The following is an 18424-nucleotide window of genomic DNA, read 5'->3' on the forward strand; positions in this document are numbered from 1 at the left end:
GGGAGCGCGCGGGCGACACTGCGCCATCGGCGTGGGGCAGCGCGCCGGGCTATTCGTCGAGGTAGCGGTGTCTGGTGTCGGCCGGGGCGATGAAGAGTTGGCCGTCGCGGACCTGCCATTCGGCCGCACCGTCGACTTCGTGGCCGACAAGGAACAGTCCTCGGACAAGGTCTCCGTCTTCGTCGGAGGGCGGGATCCGGGCGATCTCCCTGATCTGGCCGGCGAACCAGTCCAGGGCCTGCTCACGGATGTCGGCGCCGTAGAAGAGGTAGTGGGTCCAGTTGACGTGCCGCCGGGGAAATCCCCATCCGTTGGCGTAGTGGCCGTCTTCGTGCGAGGAAATGATCTGCCGGACAGCGGCGAGCTGTGTCTCGTCGCACTCCAGCCACCCTCTGATCGACACGTAAACGCCCATGGGCATCTCCCCCCGCTCACCCTCGGTCCCGTCACGACAGTCTTCGGCTGACGTCGGCGGCATACTGCGCTCTGTCAACGGTGGATGAGGCCCGGCTTAGGAAATCCTTTCGAAGGCGGACCGGTGACACGGCGGCACCCCTGTCCCCATACTGCCCCGGACACCATTTCCCGTACAGCGACAATCGCCGCCGGCGCTGCGGGCAGTCGCCGGCGGGCGTTCCCGGACGCGACAGTGCCCCGGCTGTGAGCCGGGGCACTGTTCGATGTTCGCCGTCGGATCCGCTCCGGTGACGGCTCAACTCCACGCGGGGGTGGCAAACATGCTGGCCGCGTTGTATCCCGAATGGGGGTAGGAGGCGGCATAACGCATGGCCTCGGGCTGTGTGCGAGGGAAGTCCGCGGCCACGAGTGTCGCCAGGTTGAAGTAGGCCTCGCGGGTCCGTGGCTTCATCTGCTCAAGGCCGACCTCCGAGCCTTCGGCAAGGTGCTCGTCGTACGGAACCACCACCACGCCGCGGCAGCGGGCGCGGAAGTGGTCCACCACTTCGTTCACTTTCACCGCCTTGCTCTTCCTGCGAGCCTCGGACACCACGGTGATGCTCCGCTGGACGAGGTCCTCGTAGTGGTGCGCGTTGAGCCAGTCCAGGGTGGTGCTGGCGCTGGTCGCGCCGTCCACGCTGGGTGTGGCTACGACGATCAGCTGGTCGGCGAGAGCCAGGATCCCCCTCATCGCGCTGTGCAGCAGGCCGGTTCCGGAGTCGGTGAGCACGATCGGGTAGTGCTGTCCCAGGCAGCCGACCACCTGTCGGTAGTCCTCGTCGTTGAAGGCCATCGACAGAGCGGGATCCGCTTCGTTGGCGAGGATCTCGAGACCGCTCGCGGACTGGGAGGTGAAGCGCCGAACCGCCATGTAGTTGGTGAGGGTCGGGATCTCGGCCACCAGGTCGCGGATGGTCGCATTCGTCTCACGACGCACGCGGCGGCTGAGGGTGCCCGCGTCCGGATTGGCGTCGATCGCGACGACCCGGTCCTGACGTTCCGTGGCAAGAGTCGCGCCGAGAGCGGTCGTGGTGGTCGTCTTGCCGACGCCGCCCTTGAGGCTGATGACCGCGATCCTGTGGCATTGCGTCACCGGCGTGCGGAGGATGGCCAACTTCTGCAGGCGCTCCCGCTCAGCGGCACGGCCGCTGATGCGCAGTCGGCTGAGTCCGGTACGTTCGTTGGCCCGACCGCGCAGCAGGCGGTCGGAGGAGAGGTCGACAGCAGCGCTGTGCCCCAGTGCGCCGCTCCGGCCACCCCGGTCCGGAGTCGGCCAGGGTGCCGCACCGTGGTGGGCCGGCGACCGGAAGTGGGACGGGACTCCACCGCTGCCGGGGGACAGCAGCGCACCTCTCGCGTAGGGAGCTGCCGGTGGCTCGGCCCCGAGTTCGTCCATTGCGGGTACCGGGGTGCGGTTCTCCCGCCCGCCGTCCCCTGGTTCCGCCTGATGGATATCCACCCGGCCGCCCTGCGGAACAGTCCCGTTCGCCATCTGCGTGCCGGTCACGGATTCCACAGGTGCGTCGGCCTGTGGCTCGCCGTCGACGGAGATGTCGCGATCGTTCGTCACGATGAGTCCTTTCGAAGAGTTGGGGGGCCGGTTGGGCGGAGCGCCGTCGGCATGGCCACGGTGGTGCTCTGCGCCTGGCGGCGGAGCCTGCCTGTCGAATCCCTGGCTTGTCGCCTCTGCCCGGCGGAAATCGCCGGCCGGCACCAGAGCTGCCGGCGCTTGCGCCGCGGTCAGGACCTGTGGCTGGGGCGAGCTGCCGAGTTGCCGGCGGTCGGCCCCGCCTGCCGCTGGGGCAAGCGCGGGACGCCTGCCTTGTCCGACGGGGCGGGCACGTACGTGCCCGCCCGACCGAGGGAAGGCGGCAACCCCTGCGTGGCTCTTCACGGCCCCAGGGAGATGAGGTGGCCTCGGCGCTGCGGTAAGGGGGCTCGGGTTGTTCGCTCGTGCCAGTCTGCCGTTCACGCCGAACGTCAGCTCCATCGCTATGAACTGCTTGACCGTGAGGACCTGCTTATGGCGGCGAGTCGGGCGCTGGTCGACTTCCAGCGCGCGCTGGACCTCGGGCAGAGCTTCGAGTCGGCTGCGCACGCGGTACTGCCCGGCCTTCAGGTTCTCCGACCGCTGCAACTGGACCTTCAGGGGGCCCACGAACGCGTAGCCCTGCTCATCGGCGTACTCGCGCACCTTCTGGACGAGTTCCTCGCCGAGCATGACCAAGCACCCGCTGTGCATTTCGTGATCGTCCGGACTGAGCTCGACGATGAAGCCGTTGGGCACGATGGTGTGATCCCGACCCCAGATCCTGGCGTTCACGTCACACTCGCGCCGGAGCGCCCCGACGAACTCCAGGGGCTGTACTGCAGATTTGAATATCCTGGCGAACGTGCCGTTGACGAGCGACTCGAAACGCTGTTCGATCCTGTTCAGCGTTCCCACCAAAGCCTCCGCGGTGCCGATCTGTCGCGACCCAGACAGATGAGGTAATAGTATTTTGGCATAGTGTCGGTTTAGCCATACCGGGTACCGCCTGGCATTTGTGTCGTCACGAATCACCAGATCGGATGCAAAGCCCGCGGGGCCGTCGGCACCACATATTCGATACGCGTTCTGAACGCGCCATGGCTGGCGCCCGGCGCCCTGCAAGGGCCCAGCGACCGCAGCCCCGGCCTACTGACCGAGCACCTCTGTACTCGGCTCCATCTTTCCGGCAGGTCGCCTCGGGTGTCGCGCCGACGTCGGCCATCCGGTGATCGCTACGTGAGGGCTCCGGGTTCCATATGTGCAAACCCGGGCCCGTCCCCAGGACCGGCGAGGGTGGTCGTCCGCCGCTCGGTCCTGGCAGGTGCGGGCCCGGGCCCGGGCGAAGGCCGCCGCGTCCGCGGGCTCCAAGTTGGTACCGGCGGTCAGTTCGCTGAACAGCTTGTTCGCCGACTCGGAGGCGAACTGGCGCTGGAGCTCGGCGCGCGCGATCTTCTTCTTGAACTCGCCTTCGTAGCCGGTGAATCCGGCGTTGTGCATGATGCCGGTGATCCGCGTCGCGAACGCCTGGTAGTTCCAGACGTGCGGCAGGCAGGTCTGCGAGTAGCTGCCGAGGAGGCTGGAATCTCCCTCCTTGGCCTGCCGGATCACCGCGCGGGCGAAGACCTCGGCGTCGTGCAGAGCGAGGTGTATGCCCTTGGCGCTCATCGGCGGCACGATGTGCGCGGCGTCTCCCAGGAGGTACAGCCTGCCGTAGCTCATGGGGTCGACACCACGCTGCGCAGCGGAACGATCCGCCTGGACAGGATCCCGCCACGCGAGGGCGGGGTACCGAAGCGGGCCTCCAGTGCGCTCCAGATACGCTCGTCCGGCCACCGTTCCGGGTGTGTCGTCGGCCGCGCACTGCAGGTAGATGCGGCTGGTGCCCGGGCCGCGGGGAATCATCCCGGCCAGGCCCAGGTCGTGGATCGCCATGCCCGAGGGCTTGGTCTCGGTGGCAGCCAGAACGCTGAGCCAGGAGTAGCCGTACTCGTGGGAGCTGCCTCGGCGGGCGCCGGCGAAGGTTGGCGGGCTGTCGGCATCAGGCGTCGGTTTACCGGTGGACTCGGATCGAGTGCCACGCCGACAGTGGCCCCATGACCACGCTGAAGCCTCGGTCCGGCCCGCGGGGCGGTGGGCGCCGCCCGGTTCGCCGCGGATCATGTGGCGCAGCGTCCAGCAGCGGTTCAGGCGATCACCTCTGCACACTGGAGCACTTTGAGGTCGGGAAACCAGGTGATGGCTTCGTCGATGGTCCATGCCTGCCGACAGGCCCTGTCTCATCTCGACGGGGGCCGACAGCCCCGCGGACCGGATGTCACCCCTGCGCGTGCCTCGCATGTCGGAATGGATGAGCTGACGCGATAGTGAGCATGGGACGTGCGACCGAGAGGTGTCCGGATGCCTGAGACGTGGCATGGTGCCGCATCTGTGCGGCTTCCTTACGGCGATGCGGCCGGGGCGTTCCCTCGGTGAGCTCAACGCCCTTCCCCGATCCACGCGTCTTCGACGACGCGGTGGCCGCGGTCGCGCTGCTGGCGGGGCCGGAGCACCGCCTGCTGTACGCCAACGCCGCCTTCACCACTCTGTTCGGTCCGCGCACCATCGGCCTCCCCGCCCGCGAGGCCTTTCCGGACCCCGATGCCGGAGGTTTCCTGTCCGCACTGGAGGACGTCCGTCGGAGTGGACGGCCGCGACAGGTGACAGGGGCACGTGAGACAGATCCCGGCGCCGCCGCTCAGGCCCGCCACTTCGTGTACTCCTGCACACCGGTCGCCACACGGACCGGCGACGGCATCCTCGCCATCGCCATGGACACAACCGCGGAGACGGACACACTCCAGCGGTACGAGGCGCTGGCCACCGCCGTATCGCAGATGGTGTGGGTGATGCGACCGGACGGGACCATGAACGAACTCGTGCCCGGCTGGGAAGCGATGACCGGCATTCCGTGGCGGACGCGGGCGGACGACCACTGGTTCGCGCATATCCACCCCCGCGACCGCGAACCGCTCCGGGAAGCGTGGCTGACAGCGGCCGCCGCGGACCCTCCCCGCATCTTCGAGTTCACCTTCCGTGTCCGGACGCCTCGGGGTGAGCACCGGCACATGTTCACCCGAGCCGTCCCGGTCGTCCGCGCCGGCCAGGTCGCGGAGTGGATCGCGGCGACAGCCGACATCGAGGACTCCTGGCGTGTCCAACTGCGCGAGCGCCTGCTGGCGCAGATCGCCGACAGCTCACAGACCGGGCTCCCGCAGGCGTTCGCGACCGTGGTGGACGCTCTCGTTCCGGAACTCACGGACGCGTGCCTGATCCTGACGCTCACCCACGAGGAGTGGCCGGTTCCCGCTCATGTGCCCCTGTATGCCGCCCGGATCGCCACGGCCTCACGCCCGGGGCTGCCCGCTCCGCCGGCCCTGCTGGGCCAGAGCGTCGCCGTGTCCCCAGCCGTGCGCCACATCCTGGAAGGAGGCGAGCCGCAGACCTTTTCCCTCACGGCCGACGGGAACGTACCGTCCGGCTTCGTCCCTCCCGTCACCGAGCGCTGGCTCAGGGCCGCCGGAGCCACCAGCATGACGCTCATCCCCCTGACCGTCGGGGACACCGTCCTCGGCTATGCCGCGACAGCGACCTGCGGTGACAGCCCGGCACCGGGTGCGGCGGACACCGAACTGCTCCGCGAGGTCGTCCACCACGCCCAGCAGCCCATCCGTACGGTCCTCGAGCACGGCCGGGACCGCCGAACCGCCCTGCGCCTGCAGCGCACCCACCTCACCCGGCCGCCGGCCGTACCCGGTGCGACCCTGGCCGCCCGCTACCAGCCGGCCAGCAGCACGCGGGAGATCGGTGGCGACTGGTACGACGCCTTCGCCCTCCCCGACCACACCCTCGTGCTCGACATCGGCGACGTCGCGGGCCATGACCTCACCGCCGCCACCGCGATGGGCCAGATGCGCAGCATGCTGCGCGCCCTGGCGTACAACTGCGGTCTCAGCGCCTCGCCCTGCGACGTTCTCGAGCAACTCGACGCCGTGGCCGACGGGCTGGAGGCCGCCCCCTTCACCACCGTCGTACACGCCCACCTGACGCGGCAGCCGGACGGCACCTGGCGGTTGTCGTGGTCCAACGCCGGTCATCCGCCGCCGTTGCTGATCCCGGCCCACGGCGCTCCGCGCTACCTCGCCGGCCCCGAAGCCGACCCACCCCTCTGTGTGATTCCGGGAGCCGTACGCACCACACTCCACCACGCCCTGGCACCGGGTGACACGCTCCTCCTCTACACCGACGGCCTCATCGAAAGACCCACCGCCACCCTCGCCCAAGGACAGCGGCACCTGGTCGAGGCAGCACACCGTCATCGGCGTCTCGCCCTCACGGACCTGCTCCAGCAACTGCAGGACCTCTCCGACCACCGCGACGACACGGCCATGATCGCCTTCCGGGCGGACGCGGCCTGAAGGGCCATGGCGAGGGTCCCGCGACGGTCCTGCCACCCGGGCCCGGAGCGACTCAGCGGATACCGGTTCGCTCAGCCGTGGTAGGTGATGTAGCCGTTGCCGTCGCGGTCGTTGGCCTTCTTGGTATACGCGTGGACATCGGCGCGGGCACCGGTGGGCTTGTACAGGTAGATGGTGTCCTTGTCGTTGTTCCAGATGAAGTTGCAGTTCTGGCGGTAGACGACGTTCTTGGCGTCCGAATCGGTGCCGCGCGCACCGCGCAGGCTGACGTAGTCGCCGGGCTGCAGGTAGTGGGCCGCCTTGAAGGTGAACCTGTTGCCGGCGGCGTCCCTGACGACGTAACCCTTGAGGTTGACGGTCAGCGTGCGCGAGTAGTTCTTGATGGTCAGGTACTCGTTCTTGGTGTTGCCACCCGAGCACTTGTTGGAGTCCTTGCCCGGGGCGTCGTACTGCACGCCCCTGATCTTCAGGGCCGATGAATACTCGGCAGCCTGTGCGGGAGCGGCAGTTGCGAGGCCGAGCGCGATGACCGAGGCGGCAGCCGCGGTGGTGGCTATGGCATGACGGGCGTGCATGAGGATTCCCCCCTGGATGGTGCGGATAGAGCGTGCTGGAGCATACCGAACCTTGTAACCATCATGTGAAGGAAGCCTGATGAAAGTGTGTCCAGCGTGCCGGGCGCGCTCGCGGTGCCCCTGGTGCAACCCGTAGCCGATGCCTGCGGCTTCCACGGCGCCCCGGTCTCCTGCCTCGCCCGGGGCGCGAGCTCCACCCCACGACGGCTCACCTCCGCGCGAACGGAGGTGAGCCGGGTCCGGCGCGCGTGCCAAGTGCGTGGCGGGTGGCCGGATACCGGCACGTGAACCCGGCGCGGGCGCCCCGGACCGGGGCCACTTACAGCCCGAGGTAGATCTGACGGACCCGTTCGTCGTGGGCGAGTTCCTCGGACGTGCCCGACATGGCGACGGAGCCGTTCTCCATGACGAGGCAGTGGCTGGTCACCCCGAACGTCAGTTTGGCGTTCTGCTCGACCAGGAGCAGCCCGAGCCCCTCGCCACGCAGTCGTACGAGGATCTCCAGGACGTTCTCGATGAGTTTCGGTGAGAGGCCCATCGAGGGTTCGTCGAGCAGCAGAAGCCTGGGCCTGGACATGAGGGCCCTGCCGATGGCCAGCATCTGCTGCTGGCCGCCGGACAGATCTCCGGCGGCCCGGCTCCGGAAGTCCCTCAGGATGGGGAAGAGGTCGTACACGTGGGCCAGGGTGTCCCGGGTTTCGCCCTTCCACGACAGGTGGTACGCGCCGAGCAGCAGGTTCTTCTCGACGGAGAGCCCGGAGAACACATGGCGGCCCTCGGGCACGTAACCCACGCCGTGACGGACCATGTCACGGGCTCGTACTGTGCTGAGGTCGGTGTCTCCGAGGGTGATCCGGCCGCTCGTGCGCGGGATGTGCCCCATGAGCGCCTTGAGCGTGGACGTCTTGCCGGCGCCGTTGGAGCCGATGATGCCCATCGACTCACCGGGCGCGACGCTCAGCGCTACCGACCTCACCGCGCAGACGCCGCCGTAGTGGACGGTCAGGTCGGTCACGACGAGGTGGTCGGTGCCCGTTTTCGGCGCGGTGGGCCCGTCGGTTTTCGTGGTCATCGCGGTATCTCCTGTACGGCGGGAACGGGGATGTCGACGGGTGCCGAGTCGCCGAGGTACGCCTCGATGACCTCGGGGGTCGCCGCCACTTCGGCGGGTGTCCCCTCTGCGATGACCGTGCCGGCCGCCAGAACGGTGATCCGTTCGCAGAGCGACATGACCAGTCCCATGTTGTGTTCGATGAGAACGACGGTGATGCCCTGGTCGCGGATGGAACGGACGATCGCCGAGAGCTGGCCGACCTCCTCACCGTTGAGACCGGCCGCCGGCTCATCCAGGAGAAGCAGGCGGGGCCTTCCCGCCATGGCCCTCGCGATCTCGATCCGCCGCTGGATGCCGTACGGGAGGGACTGCGGATGCGCGTCCGCGAAGGCGGTGAGCCCGTATGCCTTCAGGATGCGGTCCGCCTCGGCCTGCAGGCGGCGTTCGGTGGACAGGACGCCGACGGGCCACACGGCGTACTGCCAGGCCGCTGTGGTGCGGGAGCGGTCGAGGACGACGAGGATGTTCTCGCGGACGGTCATCTGCGAGAACAGGCGCAGGTTCTGGAACGTCCGCGCCATTCCCCAAAGGGAGAGCAGGTAGGGCCGGGCCCGGCTGATGTCGCGGCCGGACGCCACCACGCGGCCCTGGGTGGGCCGGTAGAGGCCGCTGATGACGTTGAACAGGGTCGTCTTGCCGGACCCGTTCGGGCCGACGATGCCCCGGATCTCGCCGTGATGCACGGTGAGGTTGACGTCGTCGAGCGCCGCCAGAGCCCCGAACCGCTTGGTGAGGTGGCTGATCTCCAGCGCCGGCCCACTGTCGGCCTCCCTGTCGGGCAACTGATCAGTGGAGTCCGCGTCGGGCAGGTAGGGACCCAGCTCGGCGGCCCGTACGTCCTCGGTCTTCTTGCGCCGGTTGATGGCCTGCCGGATACGTTCCGGGATGCCGGCAAGGCCGGTGGGGGCGAAGACCACCATGAGGACGACGACGATTCCGTAGCCGAGCTGCGCGTAGACGGCGAAGTCGACGAGTGCCTCACGGATCAGTACGAGACCGACCGCGCCGACGACACAGCCGACGAGGCTGCGGCGGCCTCCGATGATGACCATGGCCAGCAGCAGGAACATGTTGCTGAGGCTGAAGGTCTCGGGGGCGACGTACCGGATGAGACCGGCGTACAGGATGCCCGCCGCACCTCCGTACACGCTGGCGAGCATGAACGCGGTCATCCGCAGCAGCGGGATCTCCGCGCCCATCGCGCCGGCGGCAAGGGCGTCGTCCCGCATGGCGCGGAGCCTGCGCCCGAGCCGGGTCCGTACGACGAAGGTGCCGAACGCGAGGGCGAGCCCGAAGACCACGATCTCCAGGTAGTAGTAGAGGTACTCGTCGGCGAGATCCACCCCGAAGAACGGCGGCACCGGTATACCCGAGATGCCGTCCGCTCCCCCGGTGATTTCCGCGTTGGTGATCCAGTTGACGAATCCCAGCGCCAGGCCGAGCGTGACGATGCCGAGGTAGTGGGACTGCATCCGCAACGCCGGCAGCCCGACGAGCAGTCCTACCAGGACGGTGGCCGCCAGCCCGACGATCGCCGCGGTCCAGAAGCCGAAGCCGGAGTGGGTGGTGAGGATGGCCGTCGTGTACGCGCCGACACCGAAGAAGGCGACCTGCGCCAGGTTGATCTGGCCCGCGACGCCCATGACGAGACCCATGCCGATGGCGAGCAACGCGAAGATGATCGCGATGTCCACGACGTGCATCGAGTAGCTGTTCAGGCCGTACGGCAGCAGATAGGCGGCCACGCATCCCAGCAGGATGAGCACCGGCTTGGATTTGAGGATGCTCATGCCCGGCTCACCGTCCTTTCGCCGAAGATTCCGGTCGGGCGGATCATGATGGCTACGGTGAAGACCAGGAAGGTGACCAGGACCGAGTAGCCCTGGAAGTGGTCGCCCGCGTAGGAGTCGAGGACGCCGATGGCCAGGCCGCCCACCACTGCTCCCGGGACGCTGCCGAAGCCTCCGAGCATGGCGGCCGCGAACCCCTTCACACCGAGGGCGCCCCCCAGGGTGGCGTCGACGTAGAGCATGGGGCCGGCGAGGCTGCCGGCCAGGGCCGCGAGGCCGGCCCCGATCGCGAAGGCCAGGGCGTTGCTCCGGCCGACATGGATGCCGACCGCGGTGGCGGCCTCATGGTCCATGGCCACCGCCTGCATGGCGGCTCCGGGCTTGGTGCGCTGGAGGAACAGGGTGAGCAGGACCACGGCTGTCGCGGTGATCGCGATGACCATCAGGTCGTACGTGCGGATGCGGATGCCCATGACGTCGATGGGCCCGGAAGTGATCGGCGAGGGCATGGCTCGCCCGGTGGTCCCCCAGATCAGGGTGGCGGCTGCCTGGAGGACGGTGCCGAAGCCGATGGTGCCGATCAGCATCAGGTCGAAGTCCTTGTTCTCGAGCGGGCGCAGGACCCGCTCGATGACCAGACCGATGATGCCGGTGACGACGATGGAGATGACCGTGGCCGCGATGAACGGCATGTGCGTGGTGAGGTAGAACGTGGAGGCGGCGTAGGCGCCGATCATTGCGACGTCGGCGTGGGCGAAGTTGACCAGGCCCATGGTGCGGTAGACGACGGAGAATCCGACAGCGATCAGTGCGTAGATCGCTCCGAGGCTGAGTCCTCCGACGAGGGTCTGCAGGGTTACTTGCATGGTGGCTCCCTGGTGCCGGTGCGGAGCCCGGCTCTCGGCTCGACGGGCTGGTTACTGAGCTGCGGAGAGCTTTCCGTCCTTGATGATGCCGATGGTGGTCTTGAAGATGCCGACGCCGGTCTCGTCGTAGGCGAAGTTGCCGAGCAGGCCGGTGTACTTGGTGGCCCGGATCTCGTCGGCGAGCTTCTTTCCGGTGGCGCCGCCGCTGTTCTTCAGTGCGGTGAGCACGATGTTGGTGCCGTCGTATGCCTTGGCTCCGTGGAGTTCGGCGTCCTTGCCGTACTTGGCCTTGTAGGCCGTGGCGAAGGCGCGGCTGGCGTCACTGATCTCGTTGCTCAGGTAGGGCGAGCTGACGATCGTGCCCTCGGCGTTCGCGGCACCGGCGGTGTCGATGAAGACCGGGGTGCCCTGCGGGGCCGCGCCGGCGAACGGGGCGGTGATGCCCAGGTCGCGGGCCTGCTTCACGATGAGGCCGGCCTCGACCTCCTCCGAGCCGATGAAGACGGCATCGGGTCCGGCCTGGCGGATGCGGGAGAGGGAGGCGCTGAAGTCCTTCTGGTCCGTGGTGACGACCTGGTCGGTGACCGGGGTGATGCCCGCCTCCTTGAGCGCGGCAGTGAAGGCGTCGTGCTCACCCTTGCCGTAGGAGCCGTTGTTGGAGATCATCGCGATCTTCTTGAACTTCCTGGTCTTGACCAGGTAGTCGGCCAGTGTGGCGTCATAGGTGGTGCTGGTGGGGCCATTGAGGAAGAGGAAAGGGCTCTTCACGTCGACGAGCGCGGTGGCCTGGCCGGAGGTGATGTTGGGTATTTCCGCCTGCTTGAGAATCGGGGCCATGGCCACGGTGACGGCGCTTTCCGCCGTGCCGATCATCGCGACGTAGTTCCCGCTGTCCAGCTTGCGCGCGATGTTGGTACCGGTGGTCGGGTCGCCCTGATCGTCGAAGACCGTCAGATCGATCTTGCGGCCGTCGATGCCGCCCTTCTTGTTCCATTCCTCGACCGCGAGTTTGGCACCCTTGGCCTCCCAGTCCCCCAGTGAGGCGAGCTGTCCGCTCTGCGCGTCCACCACGGCGAGCTTGATGGGACCGCTGCCGTCCGCGTCGTCGGAGGAGGAGTCACCGGGGGCGCTGCACGCGGAAGCGGCGAGGAGAGCGCCGAGGACGACGGCCGGAACGGTGACGATGTGACGGTTTCTTGCGCGCATGGGAATCATCCTTCGTCCTGAAACTTGCCCTGGTAGATGTCGTTGATGTTCCAGTGGCCGGGCGTGGGGACCGGCTCGTTGACCATGGGGATGTCGATGACGGCGGGCCGTCGTCGCTCCACTGCCGTGGCGAGTACCTTCGCCAGTTCTTCGGCGGTGGACACCTCGTAGCCGTCGGCCCCGCAGGACCTTCCGTATGCGGCGAAGTCGGGGCTGTAGGACTCACCGTCGGGGCCGGTGAAGTCGCATCCGTACCCGCGGCCGTAGTTGGAGCGCTGGAGGTCGGAGATGGTGCCGTGGGCGCGGTTGTTCATCACGGCGAAGATGACCGGCAGACCCTGCTCCACCGCCATCGGGACGGCCGGCAGCTGGGCGCTCATCCCGCCGTCGCCGATGAGGGCGACCACGGTGCGCTGCGGCTGTGCCATCTGCACGCCCACTGCGGCGGCCGGGCCGAAGCCCATCGTGGAGGCTCCGCCGGGGGTGATGAAGCGGCCCTCGGGAGGCAGGTCGTAGGACTGGGCGACGCCGTTCTTGTTCCAGCCGACGTCGGTCACCAGGATGGCGTCGGCGGGGAGGGTTGCCCGCAGGTCGGCGAGGATGCGCTGGGGGCGCAGCGGGAAGCTGTCACTGGCCCCGTTCTCGTCAGCGGTGGCGAAGAGCTGGGCACGGCTGGTGGCGATGGTTTCCCGCAGTCCCGGCCGGCGGGTGGGCTCCGGCTGGAGAGCGCGGACGGCTGCCTCGATGGCGCGCACGGAGTGGCCGACGTCGGCGACCGCGCCGATCGCCACCGGGTAGTTGCGGCCGATCTCCGCCGGGTCGATGTCGATCTGGATGAGCTTGCTCGGCGGGAAGTTCCAGGTGTAGGCGGCTTCCCAGGAGCTGGCGTCGGTCTCGGCGAACCGCGTGGCCAGAGCCAGCACCAGGTCGGCGTCCTTCGTATGGGCGTGCGTGGAGTCCAGGCCCCAGAAGCCGGGCATGCCGAGCAGCAGGGGGTGTCGGTCGGGGATGGCGCCCTTGCCCATGAGGGAGTGGGCGAGCGGGATGTCGAGGTGGTCGGCCAGCGCGAGCAGCGCCTGCTTGGCATCGGGGGTGCGCAGTCCGCCGCCGAAGTAGATGAGGGGGCGCTCGGCGTCGACCAGGGCCCGGGCGATTCGCTGGGCGGTCTCCTCGGTGAGTCCGGGGAGAGCACTGTCGGGTATGGCGTGCGATCCGGGGGCGTACGGCTCGACCTGGCGTGAGAAGAGGTCCATCGGGACGTTGACGAGCACGGCGCCGGGGCGGCCCGAGGTCGCGGTCCAGAAGGCGCGCTCAAGTGTCCGGGGCAGATCGGCGGTGCGCTGGACGGGCCAGGCGCGCTTGCAGAAGGGCCGGTAGATCGCGGTCTGGTCGGCGTCCGCGTGGAGGTTGACCTCCTGGTGCGGGTGACGACCGTAGTAGTAGGAGGGGATGTCTCCGGAGATGACGATAAGTGGGACGGAGTCCATGGCGGCCGTGGCGACGCCGGTGACCGCGTTCATCATGCCCGGGCCGACGTGCGTGAGCAGGACACCGGGCTTCCCGGACGCGCGGGCATAGCCGTCGGCGGCGTGGGCGGCGGCCTGTTCGTGCCGGGCGATCACGAAGTGGATGGAGCTGGGGCCGAGGGCGTCGAGGAGGGCGATGTTGGTGTGCCCGCAGGTGCCGAAGACGTATTCGACGCCATACGACTCCAGTTGGGTGACAAGAGCTTCGGCGGCGGTAACGGTGGTCACTGGTTCTCTTTCGTGAGGTCGTGGCGATCGCCCCAGATGGACAGGCCGCGGAGCATGAGGGTCTTGACGACGGTGTAGTCGTCGATCAGCCAGCGCGGCGACTCCCGGCCGAACCCGGAGTCCTTGACCCCGCCGAACGGGATGTGGTCCAGGCGGTAGTTCGAAGTGCCGTTGACGATGAGGCCACCCACCTCCAGACGGCGCCAGGCGGTGAAGATGCGGTTGATGTCGTGGGTGTAGAGGCCGGCCTGCAGTCCATAGCGGCTGGCGTTGCATTCACCGATGACGGTGTCGAAGTCGTCGTACGGCATCACAGCGACGAGTGCGCCGAAGACCTCGTGGACGACGACCGAGGCGTTCGCCGGCGGTCCGGCGATGATCGTCGGGGTCGCGGTGGCTCCGTCACGCGTACCGCCTCGCAGCACCGTGGCGCCGAGTTCCTTGGCTTCGGCCGACCAACGGACGACTCGTTCGGCCGCGTCCTCGTCGACCATGGACCCGATGTCGGTCAGGGGGTCCATCGGGTCACCGATAACGAGGGTGTCGACGGCGGCGGCGAAGGTTTCGAGGAAGTCGGCGTAGCGGCTGCGGTGCACGTAGACGCGCTGGACGGAGATGCAGCTCTGCCCGGAGTTGCTGTATCCGGTGCGCGCCGCGGTCTTGGCCGCTGCCTCGATGTCGGCGTCCTCGCACACGATGGTGGCGGCGTTGCCGCCGAGTTCCAGGGCCAGTCGCTTGGCGCCGGCGGCGCGTGCGACGGCCGCTCCGGTGGCGGCGCTTCCGGTGAAGCTGATGACGTCGACCTCGGTGGCCGCGCACAGCGCGGCGCCGACGTCTCCCCCGCCATGCAGCAACTGAACCGCCTGACAGGGCATACCGCTGTCCAGCAGCAGGGCCACCACGGCCGCCGAGATGGCGGGTGCCTGCGGCGGGGCCTTCACGAGCGTGGTGTTGCCTGCGGCGAACGAGGCACCGAGCTTGTGGGCCAGCAGGTTCGCCGGAGCGTTGAAAGGCGTGATCGCCAGGGCGATTCCGGCGGGGGCCCGGTAGGTGAAGGCGCTGTTGCCGACACCTGTGTTCCAGCCCGCGACCGGCAGGGTCTCTCCGTCGATGCGCCGGGCTTCGGCCGCGCAGACCTCGAACGTGGAGGCGACCCGCTCGATCTCGACGCGGCTGTCCTTGACCGGCTTCCCCAGCTCCCGAGCGAGCAGCTCGGCCAGTTGGTCCCGGTGGGCCAGCGCGGCTACCGAGGCGCGCTGCAGGATCTCGGCCCGCGCCGCGGGAGCGAGGGTGGCGACCTGCGGAGCGTAACGGCGGGCGTTCGCGACTGCCTGGTCGATTTCGGCGGGCAGGGCGGAGGGCGCCCGGCTGACGACGCGCCGCAGGTAGGGGCCTATTCGTTCCGAGGCCGGCCCGTCACCGGACCAAGTGCCCGCCAGGAAGGGCTGTGCGTCGACGACATCCGCATCGGCGACAGATTTGAGGATGACTTCCAGCATCACTTCTCCAGACAAGCCATCTAGCGGTTTCCGTAGACCGCCTTGTGGACTGGCGTGTAACGTACGGGCGCCGGTTGGGCTTGGCAATAGGCCGGACGAAAGAAGTTGAATTCTCAGGTTTCGCACCGAATCGGTGGCACCGGGCGAACCTGGCGCCCGCCTGGTGTATCCCTGACAGGCACTACAACACAGACCTCACAAAGGAGGAACCATGGATTCCGATCAAGGACCGGGAGGCGTGCGCAGTGTGCGCCGGGCCCTGGACATCCTGTCGCTGCTGACCGAGGACCAGCCCGTCGTCTCACTCAAGACCATGGTGGAGGCGACGGGCCTGGCGAAGACCACCGTGGTCAGGCTGGTGCAGACGCTCGAGGGGTACGGACTGCTCTGGTCCACGGACGCGGGATACACGGCAGGGCCGGGCCTGTGGCGCTGGGCACATCTGGCGCACCGGGGCTGGGAGTTGCCACAGGAGACGATCAAGCTGCTGCGCGCGCTGGCGGACCGGCGCGGCGAGACGGCGAACGTGATGATCCGGCGCGACATCCACCGTGTCTGCGTAGCGCAGCAGGAGAGCCCTCAGCCGCTGCGCCACGTGGTGCGCGTGGGCGACGAGCTGCCGCTGTGGGCGGGCGCTTCGTCCAAGGTGCTGCTGGCCGACGCGAGCGACGCGCTGCTGCAGCGGATCGCGCTGGCCTCACCGCACGGCAAGCCGCATGTCGAGCGCCTGCGGGAGTGGGCGGATCAGACCAGGCGTCAGGGATACGCGGTGAGCCACGGCGAGCGCGACGTCGGCCTCACCGCCGTGGCGGTGCCGCTCACCACCTCGTCCGGTGTGGTCGTCGCCTCGCTCTCCCTCAGCGGTCCCAGCGCACGCATCACCCAGGACGCGATCGACGATTTCGCCCAGGACCTGCTCCAGGTGGCCGCGCAGATCATGTCGCAGGGATTCGACCACCCCCTGGGTCCGCGGGGCTGACCACCGTGCCGGAAAAGCGGTGCCGTCCGACGGCGCCGCGTGAGGAGACAACATCTATGGATGTGCGACCGCTCGACGACATAAGAGTCCTGGACCTGACGAACGTCCTGGCAGGGCCGTACTGCAGTTACCACCTCATGCTCCTCGGGGCGGAGGTCATCAAGATCGAGCGACCCGGACAAGGCGATCTCGCCCGCAACCTCGGCCCCGACGCCGAACTGAACCGTGCCGGGATCGGGGCTTCCTTCCTGGCCCAGAACGCGGGCAAGAAGTCCGTGGAGCTCGACCTCAAGGACCCTGCCGACCGCGACGTCTTCGAGGAGATGCTCGCCGGCGCCGATGTCCTCCTGGAGAATTTCCGCGCCGGGGTGCTCTCACGGATGGGCTACGACCAGGAACGACTCGACCAGATCAACCCCAGGCTGGTCTGCTGTTCCATATCCGGCTTCGGTCAGAGCGGTCCGATGAGCGATGCACCGGCGTACGACCAGATCATCCAGGGGCTCTCCGGGATGATGAGCGTCACCGGCACCGCCGACACCGCTCCCCTCCGGGTCGGATTCCCGGTGTGCGACACCACGGGCGGACTGTCCGCGGCCCTCGCGGTCAGCGCCGCGCTGCTGCACCGGGAACGCACGGGACAGGGCAGCCGGCTGGACGTCTCCATGCTGGAGACTTCGCTGTCGGCCATGGGATGGGCCGTCTCGAACTACATGGTCAGCGGAGTCCCCCCGGAACCGATGGGGGACCAGAACGCGACGGCCGCGCCCTCCGGCACCTTCCGCACGGCGGACGGACCACTGAACATCGCCGCGAACCAGCAGCGCCAGTTCGAGACCCTGTGCCGGCTGGTCGGCGCTCCCGAGCTCGTCACCGATCCCCGCTTCATCGAACGGGAAGGCCGTAAAGCCCATCGCGAGGAACTGAACACCGCGCTCAACCATGCCCTTTCAGGGCGCCCGGCCGCGGAGTGGGAACAACTGCTGACCGCCGCCGGAGTGCCTGCGGCCCGTGTCCTCACCGTCCCGCAGGCCCTCTCCCAGCCCCAGTTGCGGCACCGGGGGTTCATCTCCGAGCTCCGCAGGCCCGATGCCTCGGGCACCGCCTTGCCCGTTCTTGGGAGCGGGGTGCTTTTCGACGGAGAGGCGTTCCTGCCTCGGACACCACCGCCACTGCTGGGTGAGCACAACCACGAACGGGCCGAGCTCGCATCCCGCTGGTCCGCCACTGCCGCGAAGGAGGCGACACGTTCATGAGTGCGTCCACGTCCGCATCCGCCCACGACGAGGCCGCACAGTGGTGGGCCACCGCAGTCAGCCACATCGAACCCGGTTCCATCGAACTGCGGGACCGGCCCGTGCAGGACTTGATCGGTTCGGTCGGCCTGGTGGACATCCTGTGGCTCCTGCTGCGCGGGTCGCTTCCGTCACCACGCCAGTCCGCGCTGCTGGAAGCGGCCCTCGTAGCAGGTGTGGATCATGGCCCCCAGGCGCCGTCGATCGCTGCCGCGCGCATGGCAGCCACCTGCGGGGTAGGGCTCAACAACGCGATCGCCACCGGCGTCAACATGCTCGGTGACGTCCATGGCGGAGCCGGCCAGCAGTGCGTGGACATGCTTGAGGAGATCCGCACCCTTCATGCGGAGAGCCAGGACTGGGACGCGGCCGCCCGCGAGGTCATGGCCCTGCGCCAGGCGCGTTCACGCTACCTTCCGGGCTTCGGCCATCGCTTCCACCCCGTCGACCCCCGCCGCGATCCACTCCTGAAGCTGACGGAGGAGGCGGTGGCCGCGGGAGTCGTGGCAGGCGAACACCTTCAGGCGGCCCTGGCCGTCGAACGCGCCCTGCGGCATCGGCGCGCCGGCGCACGCCCCGTACCGATGAACATCGACGGCGCCACGGCCGTCATCTACGCCGAACTCGGTTTCCCCGCACCGCTCGCCAGGGGCCTGTTCGTCATCAGCCGCTCGGTGGGCATCCTGGCGCACGCCTGGGAGGAGACCGGTCAGGGCCGACGGAACAAGGGCCCCATCCCCCGCTCCGTCCTGCCCGCCCGCCTGCACCCTGTCGCTCCGCGCGCCGACGAGGAATCCGCGTCGTGACCCTTGCCAGGCCGCTGCCGCGTCCTTAACGTATGGAAGCGCCTCTCGGCGACCACCATGCGGGCCTAGTAAACCGCACAGCGGACCAAGATCCGCTTC

At 68.5% G+C, this 18424-nt stretch carries 13 protein-coding genes and 1 pseudogene; 4 read left to right on the plus strand and 10 right to left on the minus strand.

Features of this window, described 5'->3' with window-relative positions; genetic code table 11:
- Positions 1-49: 49 nt before the first annotated feature.
- The 3 genes and pseudogenes from ABTX18_RS01520 to ABTX18_RS01530 all read right to left on the minus strand — a co-directional run.
- On the minus strand, positions 50-415 hold the full coding sequence (locus ABTX18_RS01520) for a hypothetical protein (protein ID WP_352120691.1): 366 nt from the start codon (positions 413-415) through the stop codon (positions 50-52).
- Between the two features lie 297 nt (positions 416-712).
- Positions 713-2902: an FhaA domain-containing protein gene (locus tag ABTX18_RS01525; RefSeq protein WP_352120692.1), complete on the minus strand. Its 2190-nt coding sequence runs from the start codon at positions 2900-2902 to the stop codon at positions 713-715.
- A 453-nt stretch (positions 2903-3355) separates the two neighbouring features.
- A pseudogene (locus ABTX18_RS01530) lies at positions 3356-3982 on the minus strand (FAD-dependent monooxygenase); the annotation flags it as partial.
- 473 nt (positions 3983-4455) lie between these two features.
- On the opposite strand from ABTX18_RS01530, the gene ABTX18_RS01535 reads away from it, so the two are divergent.
- Positions 4456-6441: a SpoIIE family protein phosphatase gene (locus ABTX18_RS01535; RefSeq protein ID WP_352120693.1), complete on the plus strand. Its 1986-nt coding sequence runs from the start codon at positions 4456-4458 to the stop codon at positions 6439-6441.
- 71 nt (positions 6442-6512) lie between these two features.
- Here ABTX18_RS01535 and ABTX18_RS01540 read toward each other — a convergent pair whose 3' ends face one another.
- From ABTX18_RS01540 to ABTX18_RS01570, 7 genes are all read right to left on the minus strand, one after another.
- Positions 6513-7016, minus strand: a complete 504-nt coding sequence (locus ABTX18_RS01540; RefSeq protein WP_352120694.1) for a lamin tail domain-containing protein — start codon at positions 7014-7016, stop codon at positions 6513-6515.
- Between the two features lie 319 nt (positions 7017-7335).
- Entirely contained in the window at positions 7336-8088 is a 753-nt protein-coding gene (locus tag ABTX18_RS01545; RefSeq protein WP_352120695.1) for an ABC transporter ATP-binding protein, read from the minus strand.
- Positions 8085-9920 (minus strand): branched-chain amino acid ABC transporter ATP-binding protein/permease, encoded by a 1836-nt coding sequence (locus ABTX18_RS01550; RefSeq protein ID WP_352120696.1) that lies wholly within the window; start codon positions 9918-9920, stop codon positions 8085-8087. Before ABTX18_RS01550 ends, ABTX18_RS01545 begins: the two co-directional genes overlap by 4 nt.
- Positions 9917-10786 (minus strand): branched-chain amino acid ABC transporter permease, encoded by an 870-nt coding sequence (locus tag ABTX18_RS01555; protein WP_352120697.1) that lies wholly within the window; start codon positions 10784-10786, stop codon positions 9917-9919. The genes ABTX18_RS01550 and ABTX18_RS01555 overlap by 4 nt, the downstream gene beginning before the upstream one ends.
- Before the next feature lie 51 nt (positions 10787-10837).
- Positions 10838-11992: an ABC transporter substrate-binding protein gene (locus tag ABTX18_RS01560; protein ID WP_352120698.1), complete on the minus strand. Its 1155-nt coding sequence runs from the start codon at positions 11990-11992 to the stop codon at positions 10838-10840.
- Between the two features lie 5 nt (positions 11993-11997).
- Positions 11998-13746 (minus strand): thiamine pyrophosphate-binding protein, encoded by a 1749-nt coding sequence (locus ABTX18_RS01565; RefSeq protein ID WP_352120699.1) that lies wholly within the window; start codon positions 13744-13746, stop codon positions 11998-12000.
- The gene (locus ABTX18_RS01570) at positions 13743-15245 is read right to left on the minus strand and encodes an aldehyde dehydrogenase family protein (protein ID WP_352120700.1); all 1503 of its coding nucleotides are present in this window, start codon (positions 15243-15245) and stop codon (positions 13743-13745) included. The genes ABTX18_RS01565 and ABTX18_RS01570 overlap by 4 nt, the downstream gene beginning before the upstream one ends.
- A gap of 211 nt (positions 15246-15456) precedes the next feature.
- Here ABTX18_RS01570 and ABTX18_RS01575 point away from each other — a divergent pair, with 211 nt between their 5' ends.
- From ABTX18_RS01575 to ABTX18_RS01585, 3 genes are read left to right on the plus strand one after another with little or no spacing between them, the layout of a single operon-like run.
- On the plus strand, positions 15457-16224 hold the full coding sequence (locus tag ABTX18_RS01575) for an IclR family transcriptional regulator (RefSeq protein WP_352120701.1): 768 nt from the start codon (positions 15457-15459) through the stop codon (positions 16222-16224).
- Positions 16225-16280: 56 nt separating this feature from the next.
- Positions 16281-17480 (plus strand): CaiB/BaiF CoA transferase family protein, encoded by a 1200-nt coding sequence (locus tag ABTX18_RS01580; RefSeq protein WP_352120702.1) that lies wholly within the window; start codon positions 16281-16283, stop codon positions 17478-17480.
- Positions 17477-18325 carry a citryl-CoA lyase gene (locus ABTX18_RS01585; protein ID WP_352120703.1) on the plus strand — a complete coding sequence of 283 codons (849 nt, stop codon included), beginning with the start codon at positions 17477-17479 and terminating at the stop codon, positions 18323-18325. Before ABTX18_RS01580 ends, ABTX18_RS01585 begins: the two co-directional genes overlap by 4 nt.
- Positions 18326-18424: the final 99 nt, after the last annotated feature.

This window comes from Streptomyces sp. NPDC096323 (assembly GCF_040302845.1).
Classification (GTDB): Bacteria; Actinomycetota; Actinomycetes; order Streptomycetales; family Streptomycetaceae; genus Streptomyces.

Excerpts from the sequence above, each read along its gene's own strand:
- ABTX18_RS01520 (WP_352120691.1), bottom strand. The coding sequence starts at position 415 with ATGGGCGTTTACGTGTCGATCAGAGGGTGGCTGGAGTGCGACGAGACA.
- ABTX18_RS01540 (WP_352120694.1), bottom strand. The coding sequence starts at position 7,016 with ATGCACGCCCGTCATGCCATAGCCACCACCGCGGCTGCCGCCTCGGTC.
- ABTX18_RS01545 (WP_352120695.1), bottom strand. The coding sequence starts at position 8,088 with ATGACCACGAAAACCGACGGGCCCACCGCGCCGAAAACGGGCACCGAC.
- ABTX18_RS01550 (WP_352120696.1), bottom strand. The coding sequence starts at position 9,920 with ATGAGCATCCTCAAATCCAAGCCGGTGCTCATCCTGCTGGGATGCGTG.
- ABTX18_RS01555 (WP_352120697.1), bottom strand. The coding sequence starts at position 10,786 with ATGCAAGTAACCCTGCAGACCCTCGTCGGAGGACTCAGCCTCGGAGCG.
- ABTX18_RS01560 (WP_352120698.1), bottom strand. The coding sequence starts at position 11,992 with ATGCGCGCAAGAAACCGTCACATCGTCACCGTTCCGGCCGTCGTCCTC.
- ABTX18_RS01570 (WP_352120700.1), bottom strand. The coding sequence starts at position 15,245 with ATGCTGGAAGTCATCCTCAAATCTGTCGCCGATGCGGATGTCGTCGAC.
- ABTX18_RS01575 (WP_352120701.1), top strand. The coding sequence starts at position 15,457 with ATGGATTCCGATCAAGGACCGGGAGGCGTGCGCAGTGTGCGCCGGGCC.
- ABTX18_RS01580 (WP_352120702.1), top strand. The coding sequence starts at position 16,281 with ATGGATGTGCGACCGCTCGACGACATAAGAGTCCTGGACCTGACGAAC.
- ABTX18_RS01585 (WP_352120703.1), top strand. The coding sequence starts at position 17,477 with ATGAGTGCGTCCACGTCCGCATCCGCCCACGACGAGGCCGCACAGTGG.